The following is a 24,996-nucleotide window of genomic DNA, read 5'->3' as shown; positions in this document are numbered from 1 at the left end:
GCCATCGACAGGGTGCGGGCCATCTTCGGAGGAAGCGTTGCGTCGGCCTTCATCATGCGATGCGCTGCCAGCAAAGGAGATTACTCATTGCCGCCGATCCGGGGAAGTACGGGCGTGTACATCATAATTGGTCTATTGCACTTTCCGGGAGAACAGCTCCTCCTGGATCTTCTCCTCGACTGGTGTCAGTACCTCCTCCTGCATTTTGAAGCTCTTGACTGAGACCAGGCGCTCGTAATCCTGCAGTTTCCGCAGCGCGGCTTTCTGGTCCTGCGACATCTTAGAAACCAACAGCTTGCCGCCCTCCGTCAGCGCGCTGAGCCGGTTCCGCAGGTCGGGCTCGATTTCGTCCGGGTGGCCGTATTCGAACCCGGCCTTCTTCATCTCGCGCTGCCAGTACCCAAGCGCGGCCTTCATGCGAGGGTCCTTGTTGATCAGCGCATCCTGGGGATTGTAGTGGCTGGCCTTCAACTGATCGGGCTTGAACGTTTCAGTGAGCGCCTTGCGCGTGCAACCGCCGGTCCGCGACAGATCCTCGATCTCCAAAGCGACCGCGAGGGTGCTGGACAGGTCATCCCCGAGCAACGCGCGATTGTAAGCGACCTGGTCCGCGGGGGAGAGCTTGCGGAAAATCTGTACATTGCGCTCGCCGAGACCGACGCGGGCGGGGCTGTAGCCGGTCGATAGTTGAGGCGGCAGACCCGTGTAGAAGGTGGAGACGCCAAAGCCATAACGACTAACGAACTCCTCCTCACTGAGGCCTGGAAGCTGTTTGTCCGCCGACATGCCCGCCCGCACGGTTTTGTGGTCAGCGGCGATGTACTGGAAGCCTTGTTCGCGCATGCAGCGCGCGATCAGTTCCTCGGTCTTCTCGATCGCCTGAACCAACTCGCGTGGCGACATGCCGAACTCTTCGGTGCCGAGGCCCTTGGGCGCCTGCGCCTGCGCTGCGGCGATCGCTGGAGTGAACAGGACGGCGAACAGGCCCAAGTAAATTGCCCTCTTCATGGCGCTATCCTTTCCAGTAACGAACCTCGTATCCAGTCGGTACATGCCGGTACATGTCAGTCCGTCCCGACAATCTTTCCGGTTTCGACGTCGACGAAGACGTCCTTCTCGCCCTGCTCCGGTGATTGAATCTCGATCACGTAGACATTCTTGCCGCGCTTTTTCTCGATCGCCACGTCGGTGACTTCGCCAGGGATGCGTTCAAGCGCAATCTTCTTCGCCTGTTCTTCCGTGATCTTTGCCGAAGGCTTCGCACGCTCTTTCGAAGGGCCCGGCTGCTGCGCCTGCACGATGGCCACGGCTGGCGCAAGGAGGAGAATGGCGAGTAGACCTGCGCGGATCGTCTCCTTCATGTTCATGGCGGCACCCTCTCCAACAAAGAGCCACACAGAGTTCGCTCAGTCGGCGGTCCGTGATGGTATCGCATCGATCGTATGGCCTCGGCGCCGGAATGACGCCGAGGGTGAGCCCGTGATCAACGATTTCGCTACCATCGCGTCGTTCCACATCAGTCCGTTCCGACGATCTTTCCAGACTCGATGTCGACAAAGACATCCTTCTCGCCATCCTTCGTCTGGATCTCGACTACGTAGACATTCTTGCCTTTCTTCCGCTCGATCTTCACAGACGTGGCCTTGCCGGGAATCTGCGCAAGCGCGATCTTCGTCGCCTGGTCTCCCGAGACCTTCGCCACCGGCGGCGTATACTTCAGCGGCTTGTCGCGGAGCTTCCCGATGCCTGAAACGTCCGAGGCCGGATTGTCCTTCGGCAGCGCGGCGGAAGCGACAAGCTTGCCGTCGGAAGTGTCGAGCACAACACCAACGACCGGACACCAGATCTTGTCGGTGATGTCGTCGAGTTTGACCAGACCCTGCTCGCGAACCCGGACGCAGCCCTTGAACGTCCCCGCCGGAACCGTTATTTCAACGCCGGCTTCCATGTTCTCGGAGCCGCCATAGGCCGTGCTCTGGCTGCCGTCGAATATATAGCGGCCGCCAACCGTGAACGTGCCTGGCATCAACAGCCCCGGTTCGGCGACGCCGTCGCCGTCGAGTTCGCCCACCCGCCATGTGCCTTCGAAAATCGGTTTGCCTTCCTCGTTGATCTCCCAACTCACCTCGCCGAAGGAGTAGACGCTGTTGGTGGTCTTATCGAGGGCGAACCAGTTGAGCGCGCGCTGTGTCAGGACGCCATCGAGATACTCCTCTTCCTGCACAACCGCGGTCTTGAATTTACCAATACCAGGAACGTCGAAATCCTCGGTGCTATCCAGGACTACGGTCTCCTTGCGATACTTGCCGTCCGGGTGATCGGGCCGCTCATGCACGTGTTTGTGGCCGGGCACGATCGGGTAATAGAGTGGGTTGACTCCGTGCGGGACGATATTCTCGCCTTTCAGGTGCCAATCCTTCAGCGATGAGTAATCCTTGTCACTCTTCCAGCGCGGCGGGTCCTTGATCTCGCCCGCGACGGCGCCGCCAGGCAACGCAAACGCTGCCGCCGTCAGAACGGTGACCGCCATCAGCGCGCCACGCCACCTGGCCAGCCAACCAGATCGGCCGCTCCCCAGTCGCTCCAAACCCTGCTTGTCGAACATCTCAATGCCCTCCAGTTGCGGGCGGCGTGCCGACCAACTGTCGCCCAAGGTTGCGGAAGTTTTCAGCCCGATGTGGCCGTTGGGCTGATTTGACATTTCGCGAGCAGGCTGGTTCATCGCGCCCTCACAGTGGTGAAGCCGGCTTCGATGAAGGACCGATTGCCGTCCTTGGCGATGGTCCCGATCGCAAATTTGTAGGCCTTGCCAGCGCGCAAGAACCCTTCAGGTATTGTGAAGGATTTGGCCGAGCCGGGCAGCAGTGCCTGGATTTCGTAGGCCGAGCCGGTTTGCTCGATTACGACGGCGCAGCCCTCGATCCCCTCCGGCACAGACCAGCGCAGGGTCAGCGCGGTGGCGGGCACGTCTTTCTGATCAGGCCGCGGATATTCGAACGCGGCGGGTTTCGGAAACACGTGACTCAACCGCGCCTCACCGCGCAGGCTCGCCCCCTTGGTCGTCGTTCCCTCAAAACGATATGCGCCCGCCGGGAAATCCGCCCGCACGATCTTGTCATCATCGGGCTCGGGCGATTCAAGCGTGAGACTGCGAATTCCCAGCTTCGAGTCCGGCGATCTGAGATCGATCACCGTGCGCTCCCCCGGCGCCATCACCTTCAACGCTGCCAGGCCATCGTCCCCGCCGGTAGCCTCGAACCGGATTTCGGCATCGTGATCCTGTATATTGCGTTCGAGATAGACGGAGAGCTTTTCAAAGCGGCCATCCTCGGCCGCGGCTCCTGTCACCGGATACGCAAGAGCAGATAACGTCGCAGCGGCGGCGACAATCCAACCATTGTGGCGACGTACGGCTTTCATATCACGCGCCCCCGGATACTGGTGCCGGTGCCGGAACCGCCAGACGATCCGTCGACAGGCCCGTGCCGCGGCCGAAACGGAGATAAAATGCAGGTAAAATAAACAGGTTTAGGAGCGTCGATGTCACGAGGCCGCCCAGGATGACGACCGCCATTGGATATTCGATCTCGTGGCCCGGCAGGTCGCCGAAAATCACCAGCGGCAGAATCGCCAGCCCGGCGGCACCGGTCGTCATCAGGATCGGCCGCAACCGCTCGCTCGCGCCGCGAAGCACGAGGTTCATGCCGAACGCCTCTCCCTCATGGCGTTCCAGATACTGGAAGTGGTTGATCATGATGATCCCGTTGCGGGCGGCGATGCCAAGCACGGTCAGGAAACCGATCAACGAGCCAAGAGAAATTACGCCGCCCGCGAGCCACGCCGCGAGGACGCCGCCCACCAGCGCCGAAGGAAGGGTGAGGAAACTGAGCGCTGCCAGACGCCAGCTGTCGAAAGACTGTCGCAAAAGTATGAGTATGCCGGCGAGCGCCAGCACGGCGAACAGCTGCAGCCGCTCGCGGCTGGCGCGCAGTTCCGCATACTCGCCTTGCAGCACCGCGTAATAGCCAAGTGGAAACGCCATCTTCTGCAGGCGCGACTGCACCTCCACGGCGACGGCGGCGAGATCGTGGCCCCGGACATTCGCCTGCACGTCGATCCGACGGGAGCTTGCCTCGCGCTTGATCGCATTTGGTGTCGGCTGAATGCTGACATCGGCCACCTCGGACAGCCGGACGCGCTGCCCGGTCGGCGTGTCAATCAACATGTCGCGGACCGATTCCATGCTGTGGCGGGCTTCCGGCGCGGTCCACACCTGCACGTCGTAGGTGCGTCCCTCGATGAAAATGTCGCCGACCTCGGTTCCGGCCATCAGTGACGCGGAGGCACGCCGGACATCACCCGGCTTCAGACCGTGGCGTTGTGCCTCGTCCAGCTTCACCGTCACCTGAATGTGCGGCACTTCGACCATCAACTCCTTGTGCAGGTTGACGAGGCCCGGAGTGTCCGCGAGTGCAGCGCGAACCTCCTCCGCCTTGTCCCTCAGTACCTCCAGATCCGGGCCGAAGATGCGGATGACGATCGCCTCACCAGCCCCGGTCAGGACCTCGCGAATGCGTTCCTTCAGATAGGTCTGCACATCGCGGTAGAGGCCAGGATAGCCGTCCACCATTTCCTCGACCTTGGCATAGGTCTTGTCGTAGTCGGCGTCTTTGCTGATGCTGATCCAGTTCTCCCCGAAATGGACGCCGTAGACCTCATCGGCGGCGAAGGCCTGGCCAATATGGGCGCCGAAATTGCGTACACCTGGAATGGCGCGCAATTCCCTGCTCGCGCGGGTTGTGATGCGCAGCATCTCGGGCAATGACGTGTCGGGGGTGGTGACCCAGTGCATCAGGAAGTCGCGCTCCTTGAACGAAGGCAGCAGCGAGTGCCCGAGCAGTGGCCAAACGCAGATCCCCACGAGCGTCACGACACCGACGGCGACATAGGCCGCGCGCGGCGTTCGAGTGGCCCGTTCCAGCAAGGGCGCGTAGCGGCGCTGCAGCCAGACGATTACCGGCGATTCGCGCCCTTCGAGCCGCGCGTTACGCAGCAGGAGGAGACAGAGCGCCGGCGTCACCGTCATCGCCACGACGAGCGAGGCTGCAATCGCGAGCACATAGGCCGTAATCAGCGGCTTGAAGAAGGATCCAGTCAGGCCTTCCATGAACAGCACGGGAACGACCGCGACGACCACGATGAGTGTAGCGTAGACGATCGGCGCCCGCACCTCGAGCGAAGCGTCCAGAATGATGCGCGCGGTGCTCCGCGCATCGCCCGCCCGCCGCGCGAGACGCAGGCGCCGCATGATGTTCTCGACGTCGATGATCGCGTCGTCGACGACGATCCCCAACGCGATCACGAAGCCCGCCAGCATCATCGTGTTGACGGTGGCGCCGGCCTGGAACAGGACGAGGCCCGCCGCGAGCAGCGACAGCGGAATGGCGACGATGCAGACGATCGCGGTGCGCAATTCGTAAAGGAAGATGAATATGATTCCCACGACCAGCACGCAGCCCAGCAATAACGCCCACGACAGATTGGCGATCGAGTCCTCGACGAAAGTCGCTGGCCGGAAGATTGTCGTATCGATCTCAACCCCTGGAAGGCCGGGCTTCATCCTCTCCAGCGCCTCCTCCACCCCGCGGGTGACGGCGAGCGTGTTGCCCCAGGGGAATTTTTCGACGATGAGCATGAGGCCCGGGCCGTCGTTGATAACGGCATCGCCAATCATGCCCTGCGGTGCGTAGACAAGATTGGCCACGTCGCTCAGCAATAGCGGCGGCTTCCCGGCCGGTTTGGTCACCGGCACCTTGGCCAGCGTCTCCGGCGTAACGCCGACGCCGACGAAGCGGAGTTGAAAGCGCTGATTGGGTGTTTCGACGAAGCCGCCGGTGCCGATATGCGCGCCGCGGGCATAGCGCAGCAGGCCAACGTCGAGGGCATCGGAAACCGCCTCCTGCACCTGGTCGAGCGTAACGTCCACCTCGGCCAAGCGCTTCGGATCAACCATGACCTGAAGCATCTTGAGCTGCTCTCCCCAGATCGCGACGTTCGCAACGCCGGGAACGCCGAGCAACCGCTGCCGGATGGTCCAATAGGCGAGCATCGACAAGTCCATCACGGACTTGTCCTTTGAGGTAATGCCGACCTTCATGATCCGGCTGGTCGAGGACAATGGCGGCATCATGAAGGGCGGCGAGGCCCATGTCGGCAGGGTCTTGCTCGCGAGCGCCATCCGCTCGCTGACCAGTTGCCGCGCGCGGATTTCGTCGGCACCCGGCTTGAAGATCAGCAGGATCGACGACAGTTGCGGCACCGACTTCGACCGCATCACGTCGACGCCAGGGACGCCGTTGAGCGCGTTTTCCAGCGGCACCGAGACAAGTTGCTCAACTTCGGCGGATGAAAGCCCAAGACAGATGGTCTGGATCTCGACCCGCGGCGGCGCGAATTCCGGGAATACATCCACTGGCACGTCGCGCAGGCGCGCCAAGCCAAACCAGATCAGCACCACGCCAAGGGCGAGGACGAGATAACGAAAGCGCAGACTAGAGCCAATAATCAGCCTCATCATCGGAAAACATCCCACCACTCGGGCCGAAGCCGCTGTGGAAAAACAATTTCGACGCGCAGCTAGTGACCTACCTTCACCTCTGTTCCGAAGACCTCCGGCACTCCCGCCGCAAGCACCTTCGTGCCGGTGGGTGGCCCGTCAGTCAGGTACACGTTGTCGCCCTTGATGGTATCGATCACCACCGCGCCGCGAACGAAGGTCAACGGATCGGCGCTGATATAGACCCACGTCTTTCCGGTCAGATCGTAGAGGACAGATGAATATGGCACGATCCGTCGGCCCGACGGATCGGCGCGCACCTCGTCAATGAGGATGCCGAGCCGTTCCGCCGCTTTTGGCGTGAGCGTGATCTTTTTGATCTTTGCGTCATTCGTGGCCTCGACCCGCGCGGGCGCGCTCTTCTTGACGTCCGACTCCGCGGCCGAGGCTGAGACACACGACGCGGCGAGGCAGGCGGTGGACGCCGCGACCATCAATGCGCTGAAGCGCGCCATGAGATGTTTCTCCCTTTCACAACGTTCGAAGTGAGGCGCGCGGCGGTCATGACGCGGTCTCCATTTCAAGATCGAGCCGGTCGGCGGTCCAGCCGGCGCCGAACCGCAGGTAAAGCGCGGGCAGCACGAACAATGTTCCGAGCGTCATGGTAACGACGCCGCCCAAGACCGCGAGCGCGAGCGGGTGCGCGATTTCGAGTCCGGCGACATCGCCCATGATCGCGAACGGAAGCACCAGCGCGAACGTCGTCATCGACGACGCGATGATGCTCGGGAACTGTTCCTGCATGCCGCGACGTACCAGCTGTTCGCCGAACGGCTCACCCTCGTTCAATTGCAGATGCTGGAAATGGGCGACCAGACCGATACCCTGCCGCACCATCAGTGCGAGCACCGCTGCCAGACCCAGCAGAGACCCAAGCGAGAAGTCACCGTCATTGATTGCGGTGGTAGCGAGACCGCCGAGTGCAGCGACCGGTACACCGAGCAGCGACAGGACGCTGAGTGTCCAGCTGCGGAGCACCGCCTGCGTCAGCAGGAACATCAATACTGCCGCCGCCGCCATGTAGCTGTATATCGACCGCAGGGCGGCTCGCTGTTCCTTGTATTCGCCGAGCACCTCGGCACGGTGCTCGAACGGGAATGCGATCTGTTTTACATTCCTGGCGACATCATCCGCCACATCACCGAGCGCCCGCTCGTCCACTTTCGCGGAAACATCGATGCGACGCGAAGACCCCTGTCGCTGGATGATGCTGGTGGCCGGCGCGATGCGGACGTCTGCAACCTGAGCAAGGCGAACCTGGGACCCGCCCTCGCTGTTGATCATCAGATTGCGCACGTCATCGATGTTGTCGCGCAACTCCGGTCGCCCCCAGACAACCACGTCGAAAACTTTCTGCTCCTCGAAAAGCGCACCGACGGTGATGCCGCCGACCATCGCGGAGGTCGCCCTGCGGACATCGCCCGGCTTCAGGCCGTAGCCAGCCGCGCGATCGACATCCACCTTGACTTCGATCGAGGGTTCTTCGACCTGTAGTTCGACCCGGGGATTTTCAATGCCGGGGATCTTCGCCATCAATGCGCGGATCTCCTCTGCCTTGGCGCGAATGACATCGAGGCTGTTGCCATAGACACGCACGGTGATGGAATCCGGGTCACCGGTGAGCGCCTCGCGCAGCTTCGTGGACAGGTATGTCCCTAACTTGCCGCGCATCCCGGGATAGGTGGTGATGGCAGCTTCGACGGCATCCACCGTTGCTTCGCGATCGGCCTTCGGATCGATGTTGACCCACACCTGGCCTGCATTCACGTCCGTCGCGCGTTCGCAGTTACAAAGCACGGCCCGCCCGAGATTGGCGAAAGCATTCTGAACTCCCGGGATCTGCCGCAGATCGCGGATCAGATTCTCGGTCGATCGGGTCATTGCCTGCAGCGAGGTGCCGGGCGGACCCTGCCATTCGATCAAGAGATCGGTCTCTCTGAAGCTGGGCACCATATTGCGTTCGAGCGGGCTCCACAGCGCGAAACAGGCGATCGCCGCCACGACGCAGGCGGCGATGCAGGCGAGCGGGGCGTGGATGACGCGGCCGACGATCCGATCGAAAGGCACGGCCAGCCTATTGATCACCCGACCGTCCGCCGGCGTCAGTGGCGCATTGGCGAGCAGCACGGCGGCCAGCGCGGGGGTCACGATCAGCGCCACCAGCATCGAGATAGACACGGCTGCGATATAGGCCCAGGCCATCGGCGCAAAGAACGCGGCGGACCGGCTGTACATGAACAGAACGGGTAACACTGCGAGTACGACGATCAGCGACGCGTACAGCATCGGCCGACGCGTTTCCAGCATCGCACGGACGACGACCATGAAGCTGGACCGTCCGTCGCGTTGCGGTGCCCGCAAGCGGCGCAGCACATTTTCGAAGTCGATAATGCTGTCATGAACGATGACGCCGGATGCCATCAGCAGGCCGCCGACGACTATCATGCTGAGCGGGATTCCGGCGGCCTTCAACAGCAGTTCAGCGCAGACGAACGACAATGAGATCGCGACCAGGGCGATAACCGCGCTCCTCCAGCTGCCCATCAGAAGGCCAAGCACGATGGCAGCCAGGATGATCGAAATGAGCATGGCCTTGCCCAGATTGCTGGTCGCGCGTTCGAGGAAGCTCGCGGGATGGTAGATGGTCGTATTGATCTCGATACCGGGCAGCCCGGGTTTCAGCTCGTTGAGCGCGCGTTCCACGCCGCGCGTCACGTCCAACGTGTTGAAGCCGGGGAACTTCTCGATCGCCACCATCAGGCCGGGGTTTTCGCCGACGATGGCGTCTCCGATCAGCGCCTGATGCCCCTCCACGAGATAGGCGACGTCGCCGACGCTCGTAGTCGTGCCGCTGAGCGGCACCTTGGCGAAAGTACCTACGGTCGAGATCGGCAACTGGTGACGGATGCTGAGCCGCTGGTTCGGCGTTTCGATGAAGCCGCCGGTGCCAGGCGTGGATGAGTTCAGATAGGTGAGCGGCGAGGACCACACCGCCTCACCTGTCGTCTTGATCACCTGATCGAGCTTGACGCCCTTCTTGTTCAGGTTCCGGGCATCGACAAGCACCTGCACCTGCCGCTCGCGCTGACCCCATATCGACACATTCGCCACACCCGGAACTCCGGCGAGACGCGGTGCGATGTTCCAGCGCGCCTGAACGGACATGTCGATCAGTGAGACGGATTTCGAACTCAGGCCGACGTTCATCACTCGGCTGGCCGAGGACACCGGCTGAAGCATCGTCGGTGGGCTGGAGACGTTCGGCAGCGCGTGCGCCTGCGTCAGCCGTTCCTGCACCATCTGGCGCGCTTTCATCAGATCGGTGCCGGGCGCGAAAATCATCTCGATCGTCGAAAGCCCCGCCATCGATTCCGACTGGATAACCTGCAGCCACGGCACACCGTTGAGCAGGTCCGCCTCCAGCGGCACAGTGATCAGCGATTCAACCTCGGCGCTGGAGAGGCCAAGCGATTCCGTTTTCACAGTGAGCGAGGGCAACGCCAATTCGGGGATGACATCGAGCGGCTTGTTCCTGACATCGACGGCGCCCAGGATCAGCAGGCCAGCAGCGACAACTACAACGAGGGTGCGCAAACGCACGCTAGAGGATATGAGCCACGCCAACATTTCGACGCCCCCTCTTTTGACCTCTGGTTGTCTTCGATCTGTGGCTGTAGTCGAACTCCGTTTGCGAGGGCCCGTTGAACGCGGGATTTTCTGATCGCTGTGTCACTCGTAGAGGCAACACAATTGTTGACCAACTATATTATTCCCACGAGTCCGAATTTTTCGTCGGCCTTGCGCCGGCTTTATTTTCGGTCGCGCTAACGCCATAGTGAGGCTTCGCCGTAATCAAAATTCCGCAATGCTGCCTTTCCCCGACCGAGGACTAGATTAAGGCGAGTGAAAATTTTAAGTTGATCTTCTTGTCGGCACAATCCACCTATTTGGACTACATGCCGGCTCCAATTGGGTCACGCGTCTTCACGCACTTGCGCACTTTAGATGGCAAAAACTCTATCGCCACTTGAAGTTGCCTGACAGCCGGCGAGGCTGTTCGCAGCTCCTGCGTGTAATCTAGATACATCACTTTGGATAGATCACTTCGTGGCGCTTGCGTAATTCGTCATACGCGTCACTCTTGTCCCAACATTGCTGGGGGGCTCCGGCAATTATTTGCTCCGCGTTGTTGAGCGGGCTCTTGTCTGCAATCGGCCTGACGGATGAAACGCTGGCCGAGACAGTCTGATTACCAGAGCGCAATTGTTATGAACGAGTTGGTTCGACCGAGTGACGTCGAACTGCGGTAGTGATGGGGCCGCGCATGATCTGGGGTAAGCGGAATGAGCGCGTCGCCCGATCTGGGCGACGGTGGCACGATGCAGAAACTGGCACCGTAAGATCAACTGCGCGCGGTTGGCACCGCGACTATTCCCGGTACCCGCTGGCCTTTGGCGCTGTACCGGCATTGTTCAGCCTCATGTTGTTTGTCCCTTCTTATACCGCCGCCGCGGAGAGCGAGGACGTGGCAGCTCTCCGGCGCACGCTCGGGGAGCTAAAGGCGGAGAACCGCAAACTTTCCGAACGTCTCAGTGCCCTAGAGGGCGCGTCGCCGACGCGGCGTGTCAAGCCCGCTCCGGCGCAGCAACGTCCGACACCTGCCGCGACTGCGGCGGCAGCCGCGCCCACGGTTGTTGTGGCGCCGCCCGTCGCTCCGCCCGCTCTGCCCGCTCCGGATTTGTCCGAAGCCGCAGCGAAGAGGCCGCTTAACGAGCGTATAAGATGGCTGGAAATCGGCTGGGCGGCGAACGAGAACGCGACGCGCCAGATCATCCGGGACTCGCTCTCGAAGACCGGACCCAAAATTAATAGCTTCCTCTCGCTGAGCGGCGTGGTTGAAGGCCTGGCCTCGCGGACCGGCTCATTCACCGGCCCTACCCAGGAAAACCTGTCGCTGGGTACAGCTGAACTCGATTTCGATATCAAGCTGAGCGACTGGTTGACCGGTGCTCTGGTTCTCCACTTCGAGAGCGGCACTGGCGCGATATTCCCGACCGGGAATCAACCAGTGGTACCGACCAACGTCGCTGGCATAGGCGTGGATCGCTTCACGCTTGATCGGACTCACATTTTGGTAGGCGATCTGATGCAATTCCCGATCGCGGCCCGCTTCGGCGTGGAGGTTTTGCATTTCGGTACGTCCACGGGCGTGGCGCGCCTGGATACGCTATCGATCGGCACTCCGCTGACAACCGAGGTGTTTGAAAACCGTCAGACGGCGGGAGGCCTGGAATTCGCCTGGCCAACCCCACCGCGGCAGCCGCCGCCGGCGCCCGTCGTTGTTCCACGCGTAAGTCCGTTGGTCGTCGCACCGGCGGTGAGACAATTCATGGGTTGGCTCGGCTACACCCCGCTGCCTGAGCGTCCGTTCCGGCCTACGCCAGTCACATTCCCCTTCGACCCGGCGCCCTTCTATGGCTCAGTCATGACCTACAAAGGTAGCGACAGCATCATACCCGGCCGAACGAAAATCGACGATTACAACGTCAGTCTCGGTTTCCGGACAAGGGGCCATTGCGGCGTGCCGTATGACCAACTGACGGATTCGTGGATTTGTCCGTGGACCCTTGACTTCCATGTCGACTATAGCAGCTCCGTTTTCGAAAGCAGATTTCTGCGTTCGTCTTACCTCCCGTTCCTGAGCCAGATCGGGCAGATTCCCGGAATGGCCGCGAGCCTCAAAACCAGTTTCGGCCCGTTCGCGTTCGTAGGCGAGGTAAATGCAGCAATTCAGGACGCCAGGTTTGTCGATGGGCTCGGCATTGCGCGGAGCATGATGCCGATGACTTGGCAGGCCTCGATTGCCTACCAGTTTGACTGGAACCCATGGATAACGGAGATAGGCGCGCAGGGCAATTTCATCTCGGTGGGATATTCCGGCAGCAAAGACATGGCGGGTGTTTCGATCCTGCAAAACGGCGTGCCAACCCGGATCGGATTCGTCCCGCAACACCGGCTTTTCCTTACCGGAGGCGAGTGGGTAATGGATGGGCTGAAGGTGGCCGTGGAATATTCAGCCAATTGGGACTACCCGGTGAGCAGCGGCGGTACGGGAAGGGTCGCGCATGGCTTGTTCGGATTGATCCAGCTCAATTTTTGATCCGTCTTCGCCCAGCACAATAAGGACGTGCGTGCCGAAATCCTGGAAGCGATTGAGAATATCCCCCGGGGACGAGCAAGCCGCGTTAGTAGCAACGCGGCTGGTCGCGTTTGGAGGGCCTGCGCGCGGGCAACGCCAATCTCATCGCCCGGATATCAGACTGAGAGCGTTTCGGAGCACCAGAACCCGGTCGTCAGCGGTAGCGTTCCAACGCCAATTGATGCTTTCCCCGGACGCACGCTGCGGCAAGGCCAACCGAAGGGAGAAATCCATGAAGGCCATCGCACTGGGCGTATTCGGTTCCGTGCTGCTCGCGTCCGCCGCTTTCGCCGCGCCCATCAATGCGACGACGATCAGCTCCGTCGAAATCTCCAACGTCGATCAGGTCGGTCTGATCTGCAACGAGTATTATGGGCGCTGCTGGCGGACCCGGGGACCACGCTATGTCCTGCGCTATTACTACGACCCCAGCTACTTCCCCGGCCGGGGCTACAACTACTACGCTGGCCCCGGCTACTACGATCGCCGCTACGGCGGACCAAGGTTCATCATTCGCGGCTGGTAGACAGGAAGCAAAGGGCCGCTCTTATGTCATCGGCGAGGATGCTGTAACCGTCTCCGGTCGACAGCATCCGTTATCGCGCATCGGTCCGAGCCGCCGCGTGACCGTCACGCGGGGATGTCCCGGTCCCACACCAACCGAACCTACGATATCTCAACCAGTCTTTCGCATGACGTAGTTTATGAGCGCCTGAGATTGGAGACCCGCTTCTCCCATCGATGCACCGATGACTGCGTCACTTGCACTGGCAACGAATAGGTGGCGAACGAAATAGCGATCTCTCTTCAACGGGCAGCGGAATCGCGCCATTCCAAATGAAGCAACCAAAAAAGGCGATTAGACGAGCAATATCAATTGGCTGGGGCGGGAGGGATCGAACCTCCGAATGGCGGAATCAAAATCCGCTGCCTTACCGCTTGGCTACGCCCCAACAGGCCGGGCCGGAACGGTCGGATCGACCAACGCGATCCCTTGTCCGGCACCGCCGGTCTATAGAGGGAGCCACGCCATTTCAACAGGCCGTGGGGGCGAATTTCACGTCAAAATCGGCTGCATTGACCCCGACCCTTTATAATGGGTCACCGCTCCGGGTCTCCTGGGCCGGTCTGGTGCCGCCTGCACGGCCGAATACCGTCCGGCGGAGAGTTGAGAGAACCCCGGTTTCGTGGGAAGACGGCGGCAGCACATTGGCCAGAAAAGCGAGATTTTAGTCATGACCTACCGCGCGCCGATCTCCGACATCCTGATCTCGCTCAACCACGGCGCCGGGCTGCAGGCGGCCGTGAAGGCCGGCCATTACGGCGATTTCGACGGTGATATTGCCGCAGCTGTGCTGGAGGAAGCCGGCAAATTCGCCGGCGACGTGCTGGCGCCGCTGAACCGCGTCGGCGACGAACACGGCATCAAGCTGGCGGACAACAAGGTGACCACCGCCCCCGGCTGGCCGGATGCCTATCAGCGCTGGGCCGCGGCCGGGTGGAACGCGGTGTCGGGGCCGGAAGCCTTCGGCGGCCAGGGCCTGCCGCTGGCGATCAACGCCGCCTGCACCGAAATCTGGAGCGCCTCGAACATCGCCTTCGGCCTCTGCCCGCTCTTGACGCTCTCGGCGATCGAGGCGCTCGACGCCCATGGCAGCGAGGAGCTGAAGCGGATCTATCTGGAGAAGCTCGTCTCCGGCGAATGGACCGGCACCATGCAGCTCACCGAGCCGCAGGCCGGCTCCGACGTCGGCGCACTGCGGACGCGCGCCGAGCCTGTCGGTGACGGCACCTACCGCATCAAAGGAACAAAAATCTTCATCACCTATGGCGACCACGACATGACCGATAACATCGTGCATTTCGTGCTGGCCCGCCTGCCCGATGCACCTGCGGGCACCAAGGGGATTTCGCTATTCCTGATTCCGAAATTCCTGGTCAATGCCGATGGCTCGCTCGGCGCGCGCAACGACATCTATCCTAGCGGCGTCGAGCACAAGCTCGGCATGCACGCCTCCCCCACCTGCACCATGACGATGGGCGATCAGGGCGGCGCGATCGGTTACCTGATCGGCGAGGAAAATAAGGGCATGCTCTGCATGTTCACGATGATGAACCAGGCCCGCCTCGGCGTCGGCCTCGAAGGCGTCGGCATCGCCGACCGGGCCTATCAGCAGGCCCTTGCCTTCGCGCAGGAGCGCAAGCAAGGTCGCGCCGTCGGCAAGACGGGCGACGGACTCGATCCGATCATCGTGCATCCCGACGTCAAGCGCATGCTGCTGCAGATGCGCAGCATGACCGCTGCGGCGCGCTCCATCTGCTACGCTACTGCCGTCGCGCTCGACGTTGCCACCCGCGCCAAGGACGCAAAGGTGCGCGCCGATGCTGCCGCCCGCGGCGCGCTGCTGACGCCGATTGCAAAAGCGTTCTCCACCGACATCGGCAACGAGGTGACGTATCTCGGCGTGCAGATCCACGGCGGCATGGGTTTTATCGAGGAGACCGGCGCCGCACAGCACTACCGCGACGCGCGCATCACCTCGATCTACGAGGGCACAAACGGCATCCAGTCGATCGACCTCGTCACGCGCAAGCTCGCCGCCAATGGCGGCGCAGCGGTGTGGGCGCTGCTCGACGAACTGGGCGGCATCGTCAAGCAGGTCGAAACCTCGAACGATCCGGCCTTCGGCAGCACGGGCGCCAAACTGCGCGATGCGCTCGGCTCGCTCGAGCGCGCCAGCAAATGGCTGCTGGAGCGCGTTAATTCCGCGCCGAACGACGCGCTCGCCGGCGCGACGCCCTACCTGCGCCTGTTCGGGTCGACGCTCGGCGGCTGCATGCTGGCCGGCGAAGCGCTCGCCGCCAAGAGCAATGGCGAGGCCGGCGATCCGCAACGCTACGTGACGGTGGCGCGATTCTTTGCCGAGAACATCACCGTGCAGGCGAGCTCGCTGGAGAAGACGGTGACGGACTCAGCCGATGCGGTGAACGGTGCCGACGCGGTGTTGCTGGGCTAACAATTCGCAAGATGGGTTAGTGAAACGTAACCGGCTTTCACAAGCGCGACTCGACGAAGCAACGGCGGATTACGCTTCGCTAACCGCCGTACGGTCGTGCGATCTCTTGTTCCTCTGTCGGGTAGCGCACACAAGTCTCAAAAATACACAACAAGTTCCATGCCGCAGCGCGTTGTACCGCAGCAACACCCCTGAAAAAACGAATGATCCCGTAGTCTCCGGCCGTTGCGCATTCATCTCGCAATCCGAAGAATGAGCCAATCGCGTGCTTGTGCAATCAGGCTCTTGCGGAGCCTTGGAGGCCGGACAATGGACCCATGGCGATTGGCGACGAAGGCGCAGCGTCGAATCAACCTTCTCTCGGGCGTGGCTCTCTTGAGCTGGGTTCTCGTCTGGCTCGCCAGCCCTGGTGCGGCGCCCATCGAACGAGTCAGCGCTTCTGTCAGGAATGCCGGCGCTTCGATCGAGAGCGCCGAGGCGGCTTCAACCGCGGAACGCAAGGAACCTTCTCGCATCGCGAGCGCCGAGCCGGTGGTCACGCCGCCCGTGGTCACGCCGCCGGTGATCGCGCTGGCAAGCGCCGCCATCGATGCCATCGAGGCGCCGCTCCCTGCGGCGACCGTGATCGAGAAAGCGCCGGACATCACGAAAGCGCCTGACGCGACGGCCGCCCCGGAAGAGCCGAAATCTTTTGTCGTGGCCTCGCTGACCGATCCGACAGAGGTGCTGGCATCAGACGCACCTGCAGCCGATGTGGCCGCGGCGAGTACACCTGCTTCGATGCGCGACACTGGCCTGCCGGCGGTGAGCACCATCGAAATCAACGAGGAATGTCTGGTCGCGGAAATCTGCATCGATCGCTATCTGTGGGCGCTCTATGAGCGGGCGCCCAAGATCGACGCCATCAAGGTGCATGAGCGGCGGAAAGTGACGATCAAGAGGAAGGGCAAGACGATCACCGTCACCAGGACCTTCACCAAGCGCGTCGACGAGGATTTTACCTGGAAGGACCCGAAGGCGGCCGACAGAGCCGGCATGGCGATGATCGACTACGTGATCGGTGGCATGGACAAGAGCTTCAAGCTGAAGCTCTTTCATGCCCTGCACGCCGCCGAGCAGGCCGGACTATCGCCCGGCATCACCAGCGCGTTTCGCGACGACTACCGCCAGGGAATCGCAAGCGGCCTGAAAGCGGCAACCGATCGATCCTACCATGGCGGGAGTTTGCGTGGCGGTTATGGCCACGGGCTCGCGGCCGACATCGTCAGCGTCAAGGGCGCGACGCGGGCGCAACGTTGGGTCTCCACCGACAAGCTCTGGAAGTGGATCGACGAAAACGGCAAGACGTTCGGCATCGGGCGGCCGTATCTCGACCGGGATCCGCCGCATGTGGGACCGATCGACGGCAAGGAGTATGCCTCCCGCCGTGGCGGATCGAAGACGCAGGAAGCGCAAGCGAGCATCAAGAAGCGCGAGCGCTTAACCGCGCGAGACAATCACCGCACGGCAAAGCGCACGAAAACAGCCAATGCCAAAACGGCAAAATTGTCCAAAGGCCGGACCATGTAGCCGGTCCGCCGCATGCCCTTCCTGCCCACGCGGGAAGACGGCGAGGCTTGATCAGTCAAGCGAACGGCGCGTAGCCCGCATGAGCCAACGGTCGCGCGAATGCGCGCCCGCGACGAGCGCAATTGCGCTCGCGCAGAGATGACGGGCTCCGCGAGATGCGGGAACAAATGAAGTTGACGCCCCGGATATCGCCCCACCATTCATTGGCGGCGTGAACTGGCCGCCGCGACCGTCAGGGCGATTGCTGCCGGATCGCAGCAGAGCACCATCAGCAATATCAGCCATCGCACCGCGGCTTCGGGCGCGGCGCCGACCATCATGGCGAGATACTGGATCGGACCGGTGGACGCTTCGATGCGAGCGCGTTCGCCGGCCAGCGCCGCGCGTTGTGCCTGCAGGTCGACCAGCATTGCGGTAGCGGCCTGCCGCTGCGTATCCAGCCCGTCCCGCGTCGCGCGCTCTTGGCTGACGATGTTGAGAGCCCGCGTCACCCGCCCGCGCCGTGTCGATTCATCGACCGCCCGGTCAATTTGCGCGATGCGGCCGGTGAGATCGGCGACGGCAGCCGTTTGCGCCACCACGCGGGCGTCGAGCGATTCAATGCGCTCGGTGACGCCTGAACGCGCCGTGGCCGCGACGCTGACATGCGCCTCGACCAGCTTGCCGAACACGCCGGCGGCGTTGATCAGCGCGAGGCCGGCGACGAGCGCGACCATGACGGAGCGCATTTTCCAGCTGGTCTGGCGCCAATGCGCGGCCAGCCATCCGGCGATCACGAGCTTGCCGGCCTCCATCGTGGCGGCGAGCACCATGACCGCAACGGGATCGCCGGGAAATATTTCGGCCATGCCGGCGACCGAAAAATAGGCAGCGACCGTCGCCAGCGCGAGAGCGGCAGCAATGGCAAAGGCGCGGCTGGTGCGTTCGCGCGTTGGTGGGGCGGGAACGACAGAAACGGCCTCCGGCACGGCCGCCTCGGCGGAAACCGTCGGCGGCTCAAGCGGCGCGTTCGGCATCTCCGGCTCGACGTTGGCCTCGGTCGCTTCCGTTGCCGTTGCCGATGCCTTGGCCTTGGTCGCCCTGGTGGCTTTGCTACGACCGGCCGCCGAAGAGGAGCGGCTGCGTTTCTTTGCTGCCTGGGGCGCCTCGCCGGATGGCTCCATGCTGAGGGCTTCCGGTGTTGTCACCAGTCTAGGGGCACGATTTGAGGCATTGGCCCAGGCATCAAGCTGATGCCTGATGCGCATGGCGTCGCTGTCGCCCTCCGCCGGTTCGGTCGCGGAGATCGCTCGCGTGGTTGCACGGCCTGTCATGTGGCGCCCTGCCTCGAAACGACGAAAGTCCGCTTTTGCTCGACAAAGAACTGACGTGCGCCGTAGCCGTCCGTGTCGACGGCATATCTAAAGCTCCCGTCAACGGTCGGAAACACGGCCACAACCGGGCCCGACTCGTGATCGTTGGCCACGTTTTCGACTTGCTCGCCAATCGCAAACTTCGACATCGAAAACCCCTTCTCGGATTCGTTGACGCGATTATACCCGCACACGCAGGCCATCGCTGCTCAACGATTCGCCTTCCGGAATTTACGACGCTGGTTGTTGCACGAATGCCGCATCCTGCTCTCCGGCCGCAACCGCTCCAACGTGGAGCGCGAGGCGAGCATCGCGCGATGTTCGAATTGAGTCCGAAAAGCGGGTCGCGGACGAAATCATTCGGACGATCTGAATCTGAGAAGCGCTGCGGGCATCGCGTGCCGAACAACGCCATCCAGAACTGTTGCTGCATAATGACAGTCAGGCTAATCCGCCGCAGAGACCGTAGTTCTACGCTTTGCGAATCGTCCACGCCCGGATTCTACTTTCACTGCAATTGTTTCCCTTGAGCGTTTGACTAGACCGTCCCGCGCCGAATGGCGCGGCTTTGAAGTGCGTAGTTTTGCGGGCCGATTTCCTGAAGGCCGGGCGCGCACCCTGCTGGCACGAACCCTGCATGGCGTGAGCGAGCCGGATATTCAACGACGAAGGTCACCATGCTCGTTACTCTCATCGCCGTTCTCTGCAACAGCCAGCTCTGCCTCGAAAAGGTCGTTACCACCAGCGAGCAGTCCGGCATCACCATGGGCGCCTGCGCAGTCAACGCGCAAATCGGCATCGCCGACTGGCTCGCCAAGGGGCCCTATCACGCGTGGCGATTGCAAGGCTACAAATGCGTGCTCGGTAAATACACGCCGAAGAACGAAGCCTGAGGAGCCACAGGCTATCTCACGCTGGCGCGGTTCTTTGCCGGGCATAACGAATTTGTTTGCGTCGACGTCAGGCGGCCGGGTGCATTAGCGCACTGACCATGGCCATGCCAATAACGGTTGCGTTTTTTTGGCTTGCGGCCGCGCCGGGGCTGGCGTCGGCTTTTGCGTCTGACCGACAGTGGTCGCCTGCCGCGGACGCGGCAGTGGTATTTCGGGCATCACCTTTGGCTCTTCAGACATCATCTTTGGCGCTTCGGGCACCGCCTTTGGCTCTGAAGCGCTGGCGACATTGCGGGCGAGTTGTTCCTGGCTTGTGTTGACCCGCTCGATAAGCGTCTGGCTTTCGCGCGTCATCTGGATCTGGGTCGCCTTGATCTGCTCGATGATACTGTTGTTGCGTGCCATTGCTTCCCGGCTCGCGTCGAGTTGGCTCGTGAGATTTTCATTGTCGCGGACCAATTGTTCTTGCCTCACCTTGAGCTGTTCGACCGTTTGCCTCAAGGCAGCGAGATCGCCCGCCATCGGTTCTAGCTGCTGCGCCAACTCGGAAGACAGAACAACAGCAGCCGACGCGACATCTTTCGGCGCAGCGGCTTCCGGCGCCGCCTGTGTCAGAGGTGCCGGATCTGAGGGGGCCATCATCACCGTATCGGCGGAGGATGACCACCACCAGGCAGCGACACCAATGAATGCTGCCGAGAGAGAGCCAACGAAAGCCAGATAGCGCCAATCCGCCAATCGATGACTCGTTGCCGGCGGGGGGCGAGACGTGTTCATGCTGGTCGGCGGGACCGAAGGACCGATTCCCACTTCGCGCGCCAGGTTCGAAAGCTGCTGATCCAAACTTGCGATCTGCCCTTCCGCGAGCCGGTCTTCAAGACTGGAATTCATTTGATGCTCCGTATCAAATGCAATGGCTCCCGCCTGGGAGCGATCCGCGCATCTGCGCTACGACGAGCTAACACTGGCGTTTAACGCAGCTGAGAAGGCGGAACTATGTTCACGACCGGAGAACTACGGAAGGAACTCTGACCCTTCGCGGGCGCTCTGCATTCGTCGTCAAGTTCCGTATCCCCTGTTCCAAGCCGAAGGCCCGCGCCCACATGCGCGAGACGCACAGCCCGTAGGATGGGTGGCGGGACTTTATCCGCCGTAGCTCAACGAGCGAAGGCGGAAGCGATGCCGCCTGGGACTGCGATGGGATTCGCTGCGCTACAACTTCGACAAATCCATTTCGGAATCGTAAGTCTTGCCTTCGACATCCTTGGTGATGGCTTGCCCGCAGATCACTTCGCCGCGCTTCTGGTCGAATGTCAGAGTCGGTTGTCCGTAAAGCTGCCACCCGCGGTTCAAAGCGTCGGTCACTCGGTGGCAGAATGCGGCATCATCCTTGCCCGTGAGATATCGGTAAACCTTCATGATGCCCTCCAAACGCTCGAACAGCTTTTAGCGCGTAGGATGGGTGGAGCGAAGCGATGCCCATCGAGCACGGTGTGCGGTGAGGTGATGGGTATCGCTTCGCTCCACCCATCCTACGAAGCTGCGGAATTCATTCGATCGGCTTCAGCCCCGCTTCGATCTGCGTCCTTCGCGGCTCCAGGAACGGCGGCAGCGCCAGTTTTTCGCCGAGTGTCTCCATCGGCTCGTCGGTCGCAAAACCGGGACCATCCGTCGCGATCTCGAACAGGATGCCGTTGGGTTCGCGGAAATAGAGACTGCGAAAATAGAAGCGATCGATCTCGCCGCTGTTGGGGATGCGCAAGTCCGTCAGACGTTTCGTCCAGGCGTGATACTGCGCCTCGTCGGGGGTGCGGAACGCGACATGGTGCACGCCGCCGGCGCCCTGGCGGGCGATCGGCGAGGTCTTATCCTCGAGCACATGCAGCTCAACGGCGGGGTTGCTCTCTCCCCTTGCCTCGCCCATCTCGAACACGTGAATCTGCGCACCGTGAGCGGCATACTCCCGCACGCGGCGCATGTTCATGACCTCGGCCAGCACGAAGGTGGTGCGCGATAGATCATGCACGGTCAGCACGATCGGACCGAGCCCGCGGATCTGATGCTCCGCCGGCACCGGACTCTTCTCCCAAGGCGAGGCCGGCCCCGCACCGCCATCGTCGATCAGCACCAGCCGCTGCCCCTCACCGTCCTCGAACGGCAGCGTCAGACGGCCGTCGACCTCGGTGATGTCGCGGGCCTCCACGCCGGCCTTCTTGAGTCGATCCCGCCAGTAGCCGAGAGCCTTCTCGCCGGCAACGCGCAGGCCGGTGCGCGAGATCGAATTGGTTCCGCGCAGTTCAGGCGCCGCGGGAAAATCGAAGAAGGTGAGATCGGTGCCGGGATTGGCTTTGCCGTCGGCGTAGAACAGGTGGTAGGCGCTGACGTCGTCCTGGTTGACTGTCTTCTTGACCAACCGCATGCCAAGCAGGCCGGTGTAAAACGCTAAATTCTCCCGCGGCTTCGCCGAGATCGCGGTCAGATGATGAATTCCGCCTAGCTGCATTGCATTATCCTCGTGGTCGGGATGGCTTTCCGCCGGAAGCCATCCCCGCGTCATGTTGTTATTTGAGCATGATCTTTTCGGAAAACCGGGGGCCACTTTGCGCTAACGCGGCCCTTCGGGTCCGGATCATGCTCCCCCGGGAAAATTGCACGGAGTGGTTGGGGCCCTTGCCGGATCATGTAGGATAGGACCGGATGATTGGCCAGCGGCACCGCGGCCGCCTGCTTTTAGGGGCAAGTTCATGACCGGACACCTCATTGTGTCGGACGAAGACGCGACGCGCGTGATCAAGCTGCGGCGGCCCGAGAAGAAGAACGCGTTCACCCAGGACATGTATCGCGAAATGAGCGATGCAATCGACAAGGCGCAGAACAATCCCGATATCCGCTGCATCATCATCACCGGCGGTTCGGGCGTGTTCACCGCGGGCAACGATCTTGAGGATTTTCTGAAAGAGAGCACGTCGAATACCGATACGCCACGCGGCGCCTCCAACGCCGTAGAACTGCTTTATTCGCTGGCGCACAACGTCAAGCCGATCATCGCCGCCGTCGACGGCGTCGCGATCGGCATCGGCACCACCATGCTGTTCCATTGCGACTATGTGCTGGCGAGCACGACCGCGACGTTCTCCACGCCGTTCATCAATCTCGGACTGGTGCCCGAAGCCGCCTCCAGCCTGTTGATGCCGCGCACCATGGGCCACCAGCGCGCCTTCGCCATGCTGGTGATGGGCCGCAAGTTTTCCGCTGACGAGGCGCGCGAGGCTGGCTTCGTCAATGTCGTTGTGGCGCCCGGACACACCGAAGCCGAGGCGCGCAAGGTCGCGCGCGAGATCTGCGCACTGCCGGCAGAAGCGGTCGCAATCACGCGCAAACTGCTAAAACTGCCGCCAGAGGACATGACGCGCCGGATCGACCAGGAAGGCCATCTGTTCGGCGAACGATTGCGTTCGAAGGAAGCCGTGACGGCGTTCAAGGCGTTCTTCGAGCGGAAGAAGGGGTAGTTGAAGGCACGCTCTCGCCCCACCGTCATTGCGAGCGCAGCGAAGCAATCCATTGCGCCGCATCAAGAAATAATGGATTGCGTCGCTGCGCTCCCTTGCACAAACGCTTCGCGTTTGTCGCAGGCAATGATGCGGAAACATCAAGGCCATGAAAGTTCTCTTCCGTCCTTTCCTTGCGCTCGCGATCATGCTGGCGCCCATCGCTTCCTTAAGCGCGCAAACCACCGCTCCGGTCGACCTGCGCATTCTCGCGATCAATGATTTTCACGGCTATCTTCGCCCGCCCTCGGGCGGGATCACGATCGCCGATCCCGAGGACGGGACGAAGAAGATCACCGTCGAAGCCGGCGGCGCCGAGCACATGGCGACGCTGGTCGGCCAGCTTCGCGGGGGGCACAAGAATTCCATCTTCGTCGCGGCCGGCGATTTGATCGGCGCCAGCCCGTTTCTGTCGGCGATGTTCCATGACGAGCCGACGATCGAAGCGCTGTCGATGATGGGCTTGAATATTTCCGCTGTCGGCAATCACGAATTCGACGAGGGCAAAGACGAGCTGTTGCGCATGCAGAACGGCGGCTGCCATCCGGTCGACAAATGCCAGGGGCCGCATCCGTTTACCGGCGCGAAATTTCGCTATCTCGCCGCCAGCACGTTCGAGAAGAGCAGCGGCAAGACGGTGTTTCCCGCCTATGAAATTCGCACATTCGAAGGCATTCCGGTCGCCTTCATCGGCCTGACTTTGAAAGGCACGCCTGGCCTCGTCTCGCCTGTCGGCATTGCCGGCCTCGAATTCCGCGACGAGGCCGAGACGGTGAACGCGCTGATCCCGGAGCTGAAGGCGCGCGGCGTCGAGGCCATCGTCGTGCTGATCCACGAGGGCGGATTGCCGACCGGGGACTACAACGAATGTCCCGGCATTTCCGGGCCGATCGTCGATATCGTCAAAAGGCTCGACAAGGCAGTGGACGTCGTGGTCTCCGGCCATACCCACCGCGCCTATGTCTGCGAGATCGACGGGCGGCTCGTCACTTCCGGCGACAAATACGGCACGCTGGTCACCGCGATCGATCTGAAACTCGATCCCGTGACGCGCGACGTCGTCAGCGCCAGGGCCGGCAACAATATCGTCCGCACCGCAACGCTTGCGAAGGATGCGCAACAGACCGCGCTGCTTGACGCCTATGACAGGCTGGCCGCGCCGATCGCCAACCGCCCTGCAGGTTCGGTGACAGCGACGCTGTCGCGCGTGCCGAATGCCGCCGGCGAAAGTCCGCTCGGCGACATCATCGCCGACGCGCAACTCGCCGCGACCAGCGCGGAAGCAAAAGGCGGTGCGGTCATCGCCTTCACCAATCCCGGCGGCGTCCGCGCCGATGTCACGCGGAAGGAAGATGGCGCGGTGACCTATGCCGACCTGTTCGCCAGCCAGCCGTTCCGCAATCAACTGGTGACGCTGACGCTGAGCGGAAAGCAGATCAAGGACATGCTGGAGCAGCAATGGCGCGACCCGAAGCGGCCGCGGATCCTGCAGGTGTCGAAAGGCTTCAGCTACGCATGGGACGGATCGAAGGGCGATGGCGAGCGCATCATCGCCGAACGGATGTCGCTGAACGGACAGCCGATCGATCCTGCTGCGCACTATCGCGTCACCGTCAACAATTTCCTGTTCGTTGGCGGCGACGGTTTTACCGTGCTGACGGAAGGAACCGCACCGCTGATTGGCGTCTATGACGTCGACGCGCTGCATACCTATTTTGCGGCGAACAGCCCGGTCGGCCCGACCTCCGCCGATCGCATCGTCCGGATCAACTGAGCCCGCGCCGTGGGCCTTTCCGAGCGGC

19 protein-coding genes and 1 tRNA gene are annotated in these 24,996 nt (G+C 62.0%); 7 read left to right on the top strand and 13 right to left on the bottom strand.

Going from position 1 to position 24,996, the window contains the following annotated elements:
- Positions 1-132: 132 nt before the first annotated feature.
- The 7 genes from ACH79_RS20715 to ACH79_RS20685 form a co-directional block, all read right to left on the bottom strand.
- A complete protein-coding gene (locus ACH79_RS20715) occupies positions 133-990 on the bottom strand; it encodes a hypothetical protein (RefSeq protein WP_246738618.1) in 858 nt (285 codons plus the stop codon).
- A gap of 74 nt (positions 991-1,064) precedes the next feature.
- On the bottom strand, positions 1,065-1,367 hold the full coding sequence (locus tag ACH79_RS20710) for a PepSY domain-containing protein (protein ID WP_161852639.1): 303 nt from the start codon (positions 1,365-1,367) through the stop codon (positions 1,065-1,067).
- Positions 1,368-1,516: 149 nt separating this feature from the next.
- Positions 1,517-2,722: a PepSY domain-containing protein gene (locus ACH79_RS20705; RefSeq protein ID WP_246738617.1), complete on the bottom strand. Its 1,206-nt coding sequence runs from the start codon at positions 2,720-2,722 to the stop codon at positions 1,517-1,519.
- Positions 2,719-3,420: a hypothetical protein gene (locus ACH79_RS20700; RefSeq protein ID WP_161852638.1), complete on the bottom strand. Its 702-nt coding sequence runs from the start codon at positions 3,418-3,420 to the stop codon at positions 2,719-2,721. Before ACH79_RS20700 ends, ACH79_RS20705 begins: the two co-directional genes overlap by 4 nt.
- Position 3,421: 1 nt before the next feature.
- Positions 3,422-6,574 carry an efflux RND transporter permease subunit gene (locus ACH79_RS20695; protein ID WP_246738697.1) on the bottom strand — a complete coding sequence of 1,051 codons (3,153 nt, stop codon included), beginning with the start codon at positions 6,572-6,574 and terminating at the stop codon, positions 3,422-3,424.
- Positions 6,575-6,636: 62 nt separating this feature from the next.
- The gene (locus tag ACH79_RS20690; protein ID WP_161852636.1) at positions 6,637-7,071 is read right to left on the bottom strand and encodes a hypothetical protein; all 435 of its coding nucleotides are present in this window, start codon (positions 7,069-7,071) and stop codon (positions 6,637-6,639) included.
- Between the two features lie 46 nt (positions 7,072-7,117).
- The gene (locus tag ACH79_RS20685) at positions 7,118-10,243 is read right to left on the bottom strand and encodes an efflux RND transporter permease subunit (RefSeq protein WP_161852635.1); all 3,126 of its coding nucleotides are present in this window, start codon (positions 10,241-10,243) and stop codon (positions 7,118-7,120) included.
- Between the two features lie 697 nt (positions 10,244-10,940).
- Here ACH79_RS20685 and ACH79_RS43050 point away from each other — a divergent pair.
- Positions 10,941-12,776: a hypothetical protein gene (locus tag ACH79_RS43050; protein ID WP_202639278.1), complete on the top strand. Its 1,836-nt coding sequence runs from the start codon at positions 10,941-10,943 to the stop codon at positions 12,774-12,776.
- 271 nt (positions 12,777-13,047) lie between these two features.
- Positions 13,048-13,341, top strand: a complete 294-nt coding sequence (locus tag ACH79_RS20675) for a hypothetical protein (RefSeq protein WP_161852634.1) — start codon at positions 13,048-13,050, stop codon at positions 13,339-13,341.
- 352 nt (positions 13,342-13,693) lie between these two features.
- Here ACH79_RS20675 and ACH79_RS20670 read toward each other — a convergent pair.
- A tRNA-Gln gene (locus ACH79_RS20670) sits at positions 13,694-13,768 on the bottom strand.
- A 282-nt stretch (positions 13,769-14,050) separates the two neighbouring features.
- On the opposite strand from ACH79_RS20670, the gene ACH79_RS20665 reads away from it, so the two are divergent.
- On the top strand, positions 14,051-15,832 hold the full coding sequence (locus ACH79_RS20665) for an acyl-CoA dehydrogenase (RefSeq protein WP_161852633.1): 1,782 nt from the start codon (positions 14,051-14,053) through the stop codon (positions 15,830-15,832).
- Between the two features lie 309 nt (positions 15,833-16,141).
- A complete protein-coding gene (locus ACH79_RS20660) occupies positions 16,142-17,401 on the top strand; it encodes a D-alanyl-D-alanine carboxypeptidase family protein (protein ID WP_246738616.1) in 1,260 nt (419 codons plus the stop codon).
- Between the two features lie 200 nt (positions 17,402-17,601).
- Here the strand turns inward: ACH79_RS20660 and ACH79_RS20655 are convergent, their stop codons facing one another.
- Positions 17,602-18,714, bottom strand: coding sequence for a hypothetical protein (locus ACH79_RS20655; protein WP_161852632.1), 1,113 nt, complete (start codon positions 18,712-18,714; stop codon positions 17,602-17,604).
- Complete coding sequence (locus ACH79_RS20650) at positions 18,711-18,902, bottom strand: hypothetical protein (RefSeq protein WP_161852631.1); 192 nt, start codon at positions 18,900-18,902, stop codon at positions 18,711-18,713. Before ACH79_RS20650 ends, ACH79_RS20655 begins: the two co-directional genes overlap by 4 nt.
- A 528-nt stretch (positions 18,903-19,430) precedes the next feature.
- On the opposite strand from ACH79_RS20650, the gene ACH79_RS20645 reads away from it, so the two are divergent.
- Positions 19,431-19,646, top strand: a complete 216-nt coding sequence (locus tag ACH79_RS20645; protein WP_028346790.1) for a hypothetical protein — start codon at positions 19,431-19,433, stop codon at positions 19,644-19,646.
- A gap of 84 nt (positions 19,647-19,730) precedes the next feature.
- On the opposite strand, the gene ACH79_RS20640 is transcribed toward ACH79_RS20645, so the two are convergent.
- The 3 genes from ACH79_RS20640 to ACH79_RS20630 all read right to left on the bottom strand — a co-directional run bounded on the left by ACH79_RS20640 (position 19,731) and on the right by ACH79_RS20630 (position 22,149).
- On the bottom strand, positions 19,731-20,537 hold the full coding sequence (locus tag ACH79_RS20640; protein ID WP_161852630.1) for a hypothetical protein: 807 nt from the start codon (positions 20,535-20,537) through the stop codon (positions 19,731-19,733).
- Positions 20,538-20,858: 321 nt separating this feature from the next.
- The gene (locus ACH79_RS20635; RefSeq protein WP_161852629.1) at positions 20,859-21,065 is read right to left on the bottom strand and encodes a DUF1737 domain-containing protein; all 207 of its coding nucleotides are present in this window, start codon (positions 21,063-21,065) and stop codon (positions 20,859-20,861) included.
- Between the two features lie 130 nt (positions 21,066-21,195).
- On the bottom strand, positions 21,196-22,149 hold the full coding sequence (locus tag ACH79_RS20630; RefSeq protein WP_161852628.1) for a ring-cleaving dioxygenase: 954 nt from the start codon (positions 22,147-22,149) through the stop codon (positions 21,196-21,198).
- A 241-nt stretch (positions 22,150-22,390) separates the two neighbouring features.
- Between ACH79_RS20630 and ACH79_RS20625 the strand changes: the two genes are divergently transcribed.
- Together ACH79_RS20625 and ACH79_RS20620 are read left to right on the top strand one after the other, a co-directional pair.
- Positions 22,391-23,155: a crotonase/enoyl-CoA hydratase family protein gene (locus tag ACH79_RS20625; RefSeq protein ID WP_161852627.1), complete on the top strand. Its 765-nt coding sequence runs from the start codon at positions 22,391-22,393 to the stop codon at positions 23,153-23,155.
- Between the two features lie 148 nt (positions 23,156-23,303).
- Entirely contained in the window at positions 23,304-24,968 is a 1,665-nt protein-coding gene (locus ACH79_RS20620) for a bifunctional UDP-sugar hydrolase/5'-nucleotidase (RefSeq protein WP_161852626.1), read from the top strand.
- The last annotated feature ends 28 nt before the right edge of the window (positions 24,969-24,996 follow it).

The organism is Bradyrhizobium sp. CCBAU 051011, assembly GCF_009930815.1.
GTDB lineage: Bacteria > Pseudomonadota > Alphaproteobacteria > Rhizobiales > Xanthobacteraceae > Bradyrhizobium.
This window is presented reverse-complemented; position numbering and strand designations above follow the sequence as displayed.

Excerpts from the sequence above, each read along its gene's own strand:
- ACH79_RS20710 (WP_161852639.1), bottom strand. The coding sequence starts at position 1,367 with ATGAACATGAAGGAGACGATCCGCGCAGGTCTACTCGCCATTCTCCTC.
- ACH79_RS20705 (WP_246738617.1), bottom strand. The coding sequence starts at position 2,722 with ATGAACCAGCCTGCTCGCGAAATGTCAAATCAGCCCAACGGCCACATC.
- ACH79_RS20700 (WP_161852638.1), bottom strand. The coding sequence starts at position 3,420 with ATGAAAGCCGTACGTCGCCACAATGGTTGGATTGTCGCCGCCGCTGCG.
- ACH79_RS20695 (WP_246738697.1), bottom strand. The coding sequence starts at position 6,574 with ATGAGGCTGATTATTGGCTCTAGTCTGCGCTTTCGTTATCTCGTCCTC.
- ACH79_RS20690 (WP_161852636.1), bottom strand. The coding sequence starts at position 7,071 with ATGGCGCGCTTCAGCGCATTGATGGTCGCGGCGTCCACCGCCTGCCTC.
- ACH79_RS20685 (WP_161852635.1), bottom strand. The coding sequence starts at position 10,243 with ATGTTGGCGTGGCTCATATCCTCTAGCGTGCGTTTGCGCACCCTCGTT.
- ACH79_RS43050 (WP_202639278.1), top strand. The coding sequence starts at position 10,941 with ATGATCTGGGGTAAGCGGAATGAGCGCGTCGCCCGATCTGGGCGACGG.
- ACH79_RS20675 (WP_161852634.1), top strand. The coding sequence starts at position 13,048 with ATGAAGGCCATCGCACTGGGCGTATTCGGTTCCGTGCTGCTCGCGTCC.
- ACH79_RS20665 (WP_161852633.1), top strand. The coding sequence starts at position 14,051 with ATGACCTACCGCGCGCCGATCTCCGACATCCTGATCTCGCTCAACCAC.
- ACH79_RS20660 (WP_246738616.1), top strand. The coding sequence starts at position 16,142 with ATGGACCCATGGCGATTGGCGACGAAGGCGCAGCGTCGAATCAACCTT.
- ACH79_RS20655 (WP_161852632.1), bottom strand. The coding sequence starts at position 18,714 with ATGACAGGCCGTGCAACCACGCGAGCGATCTCCGCGACCGAACCGGCG.
- ACH79_RS20650 (WP_161852631.1), bottom strand. The coding sequence starts at position 18,902 with ATGTCGAAGTTTGCGATTGGCGAGCAAGTCGAAAACGTGGCCAACGAT.
- ACH79_RS20645 (WP_028346790.1), top strand. The coding sequence starts at position 19,431 with ATGCTCGTTACTCTCATCGCCGTTCTCTGCAACAGCCAGCTCTGCCTC.
- ACH79_RS20640 (WP_161852630.1), bottom strand. The coding sequence starts at position 20,537 with ATGAATTCCAGTCTTGAAGACCGGCTCGCGGAAGGGCAGATCGCAAGT.
- ACH79_RS20635 (WP_161852629.1), bottom strand. The coding sequence starts at position 21,065 with ATGAAGGTTTACCGATATCTCACGGGCAAGGATGATGCCGCATTCTGC.
- ACH79_RS20630 (WP_161852628.1), bottom strand. The coding sequence starts at position 22,149 with ATGCAGCTAGGCGGAATTCATCATCTGACCGCGATCTCGGCGAAGCCG.
- ACH79_RS20625 (WP_161852627.1), top strand. The coding sequence starts at position 22,391 with ATGACCGGACACCTCATTGTGTCGGACGAAGACGCGACGCGCGTGATC.
- ACH79_RS20620 (WP_161852626.1), top strand. The coding sequence starts at position 23,304 with ATGAAAGTTCTCTTCCGTCCTTTCCTTGCGCTCGCGATCATGCTGGCG.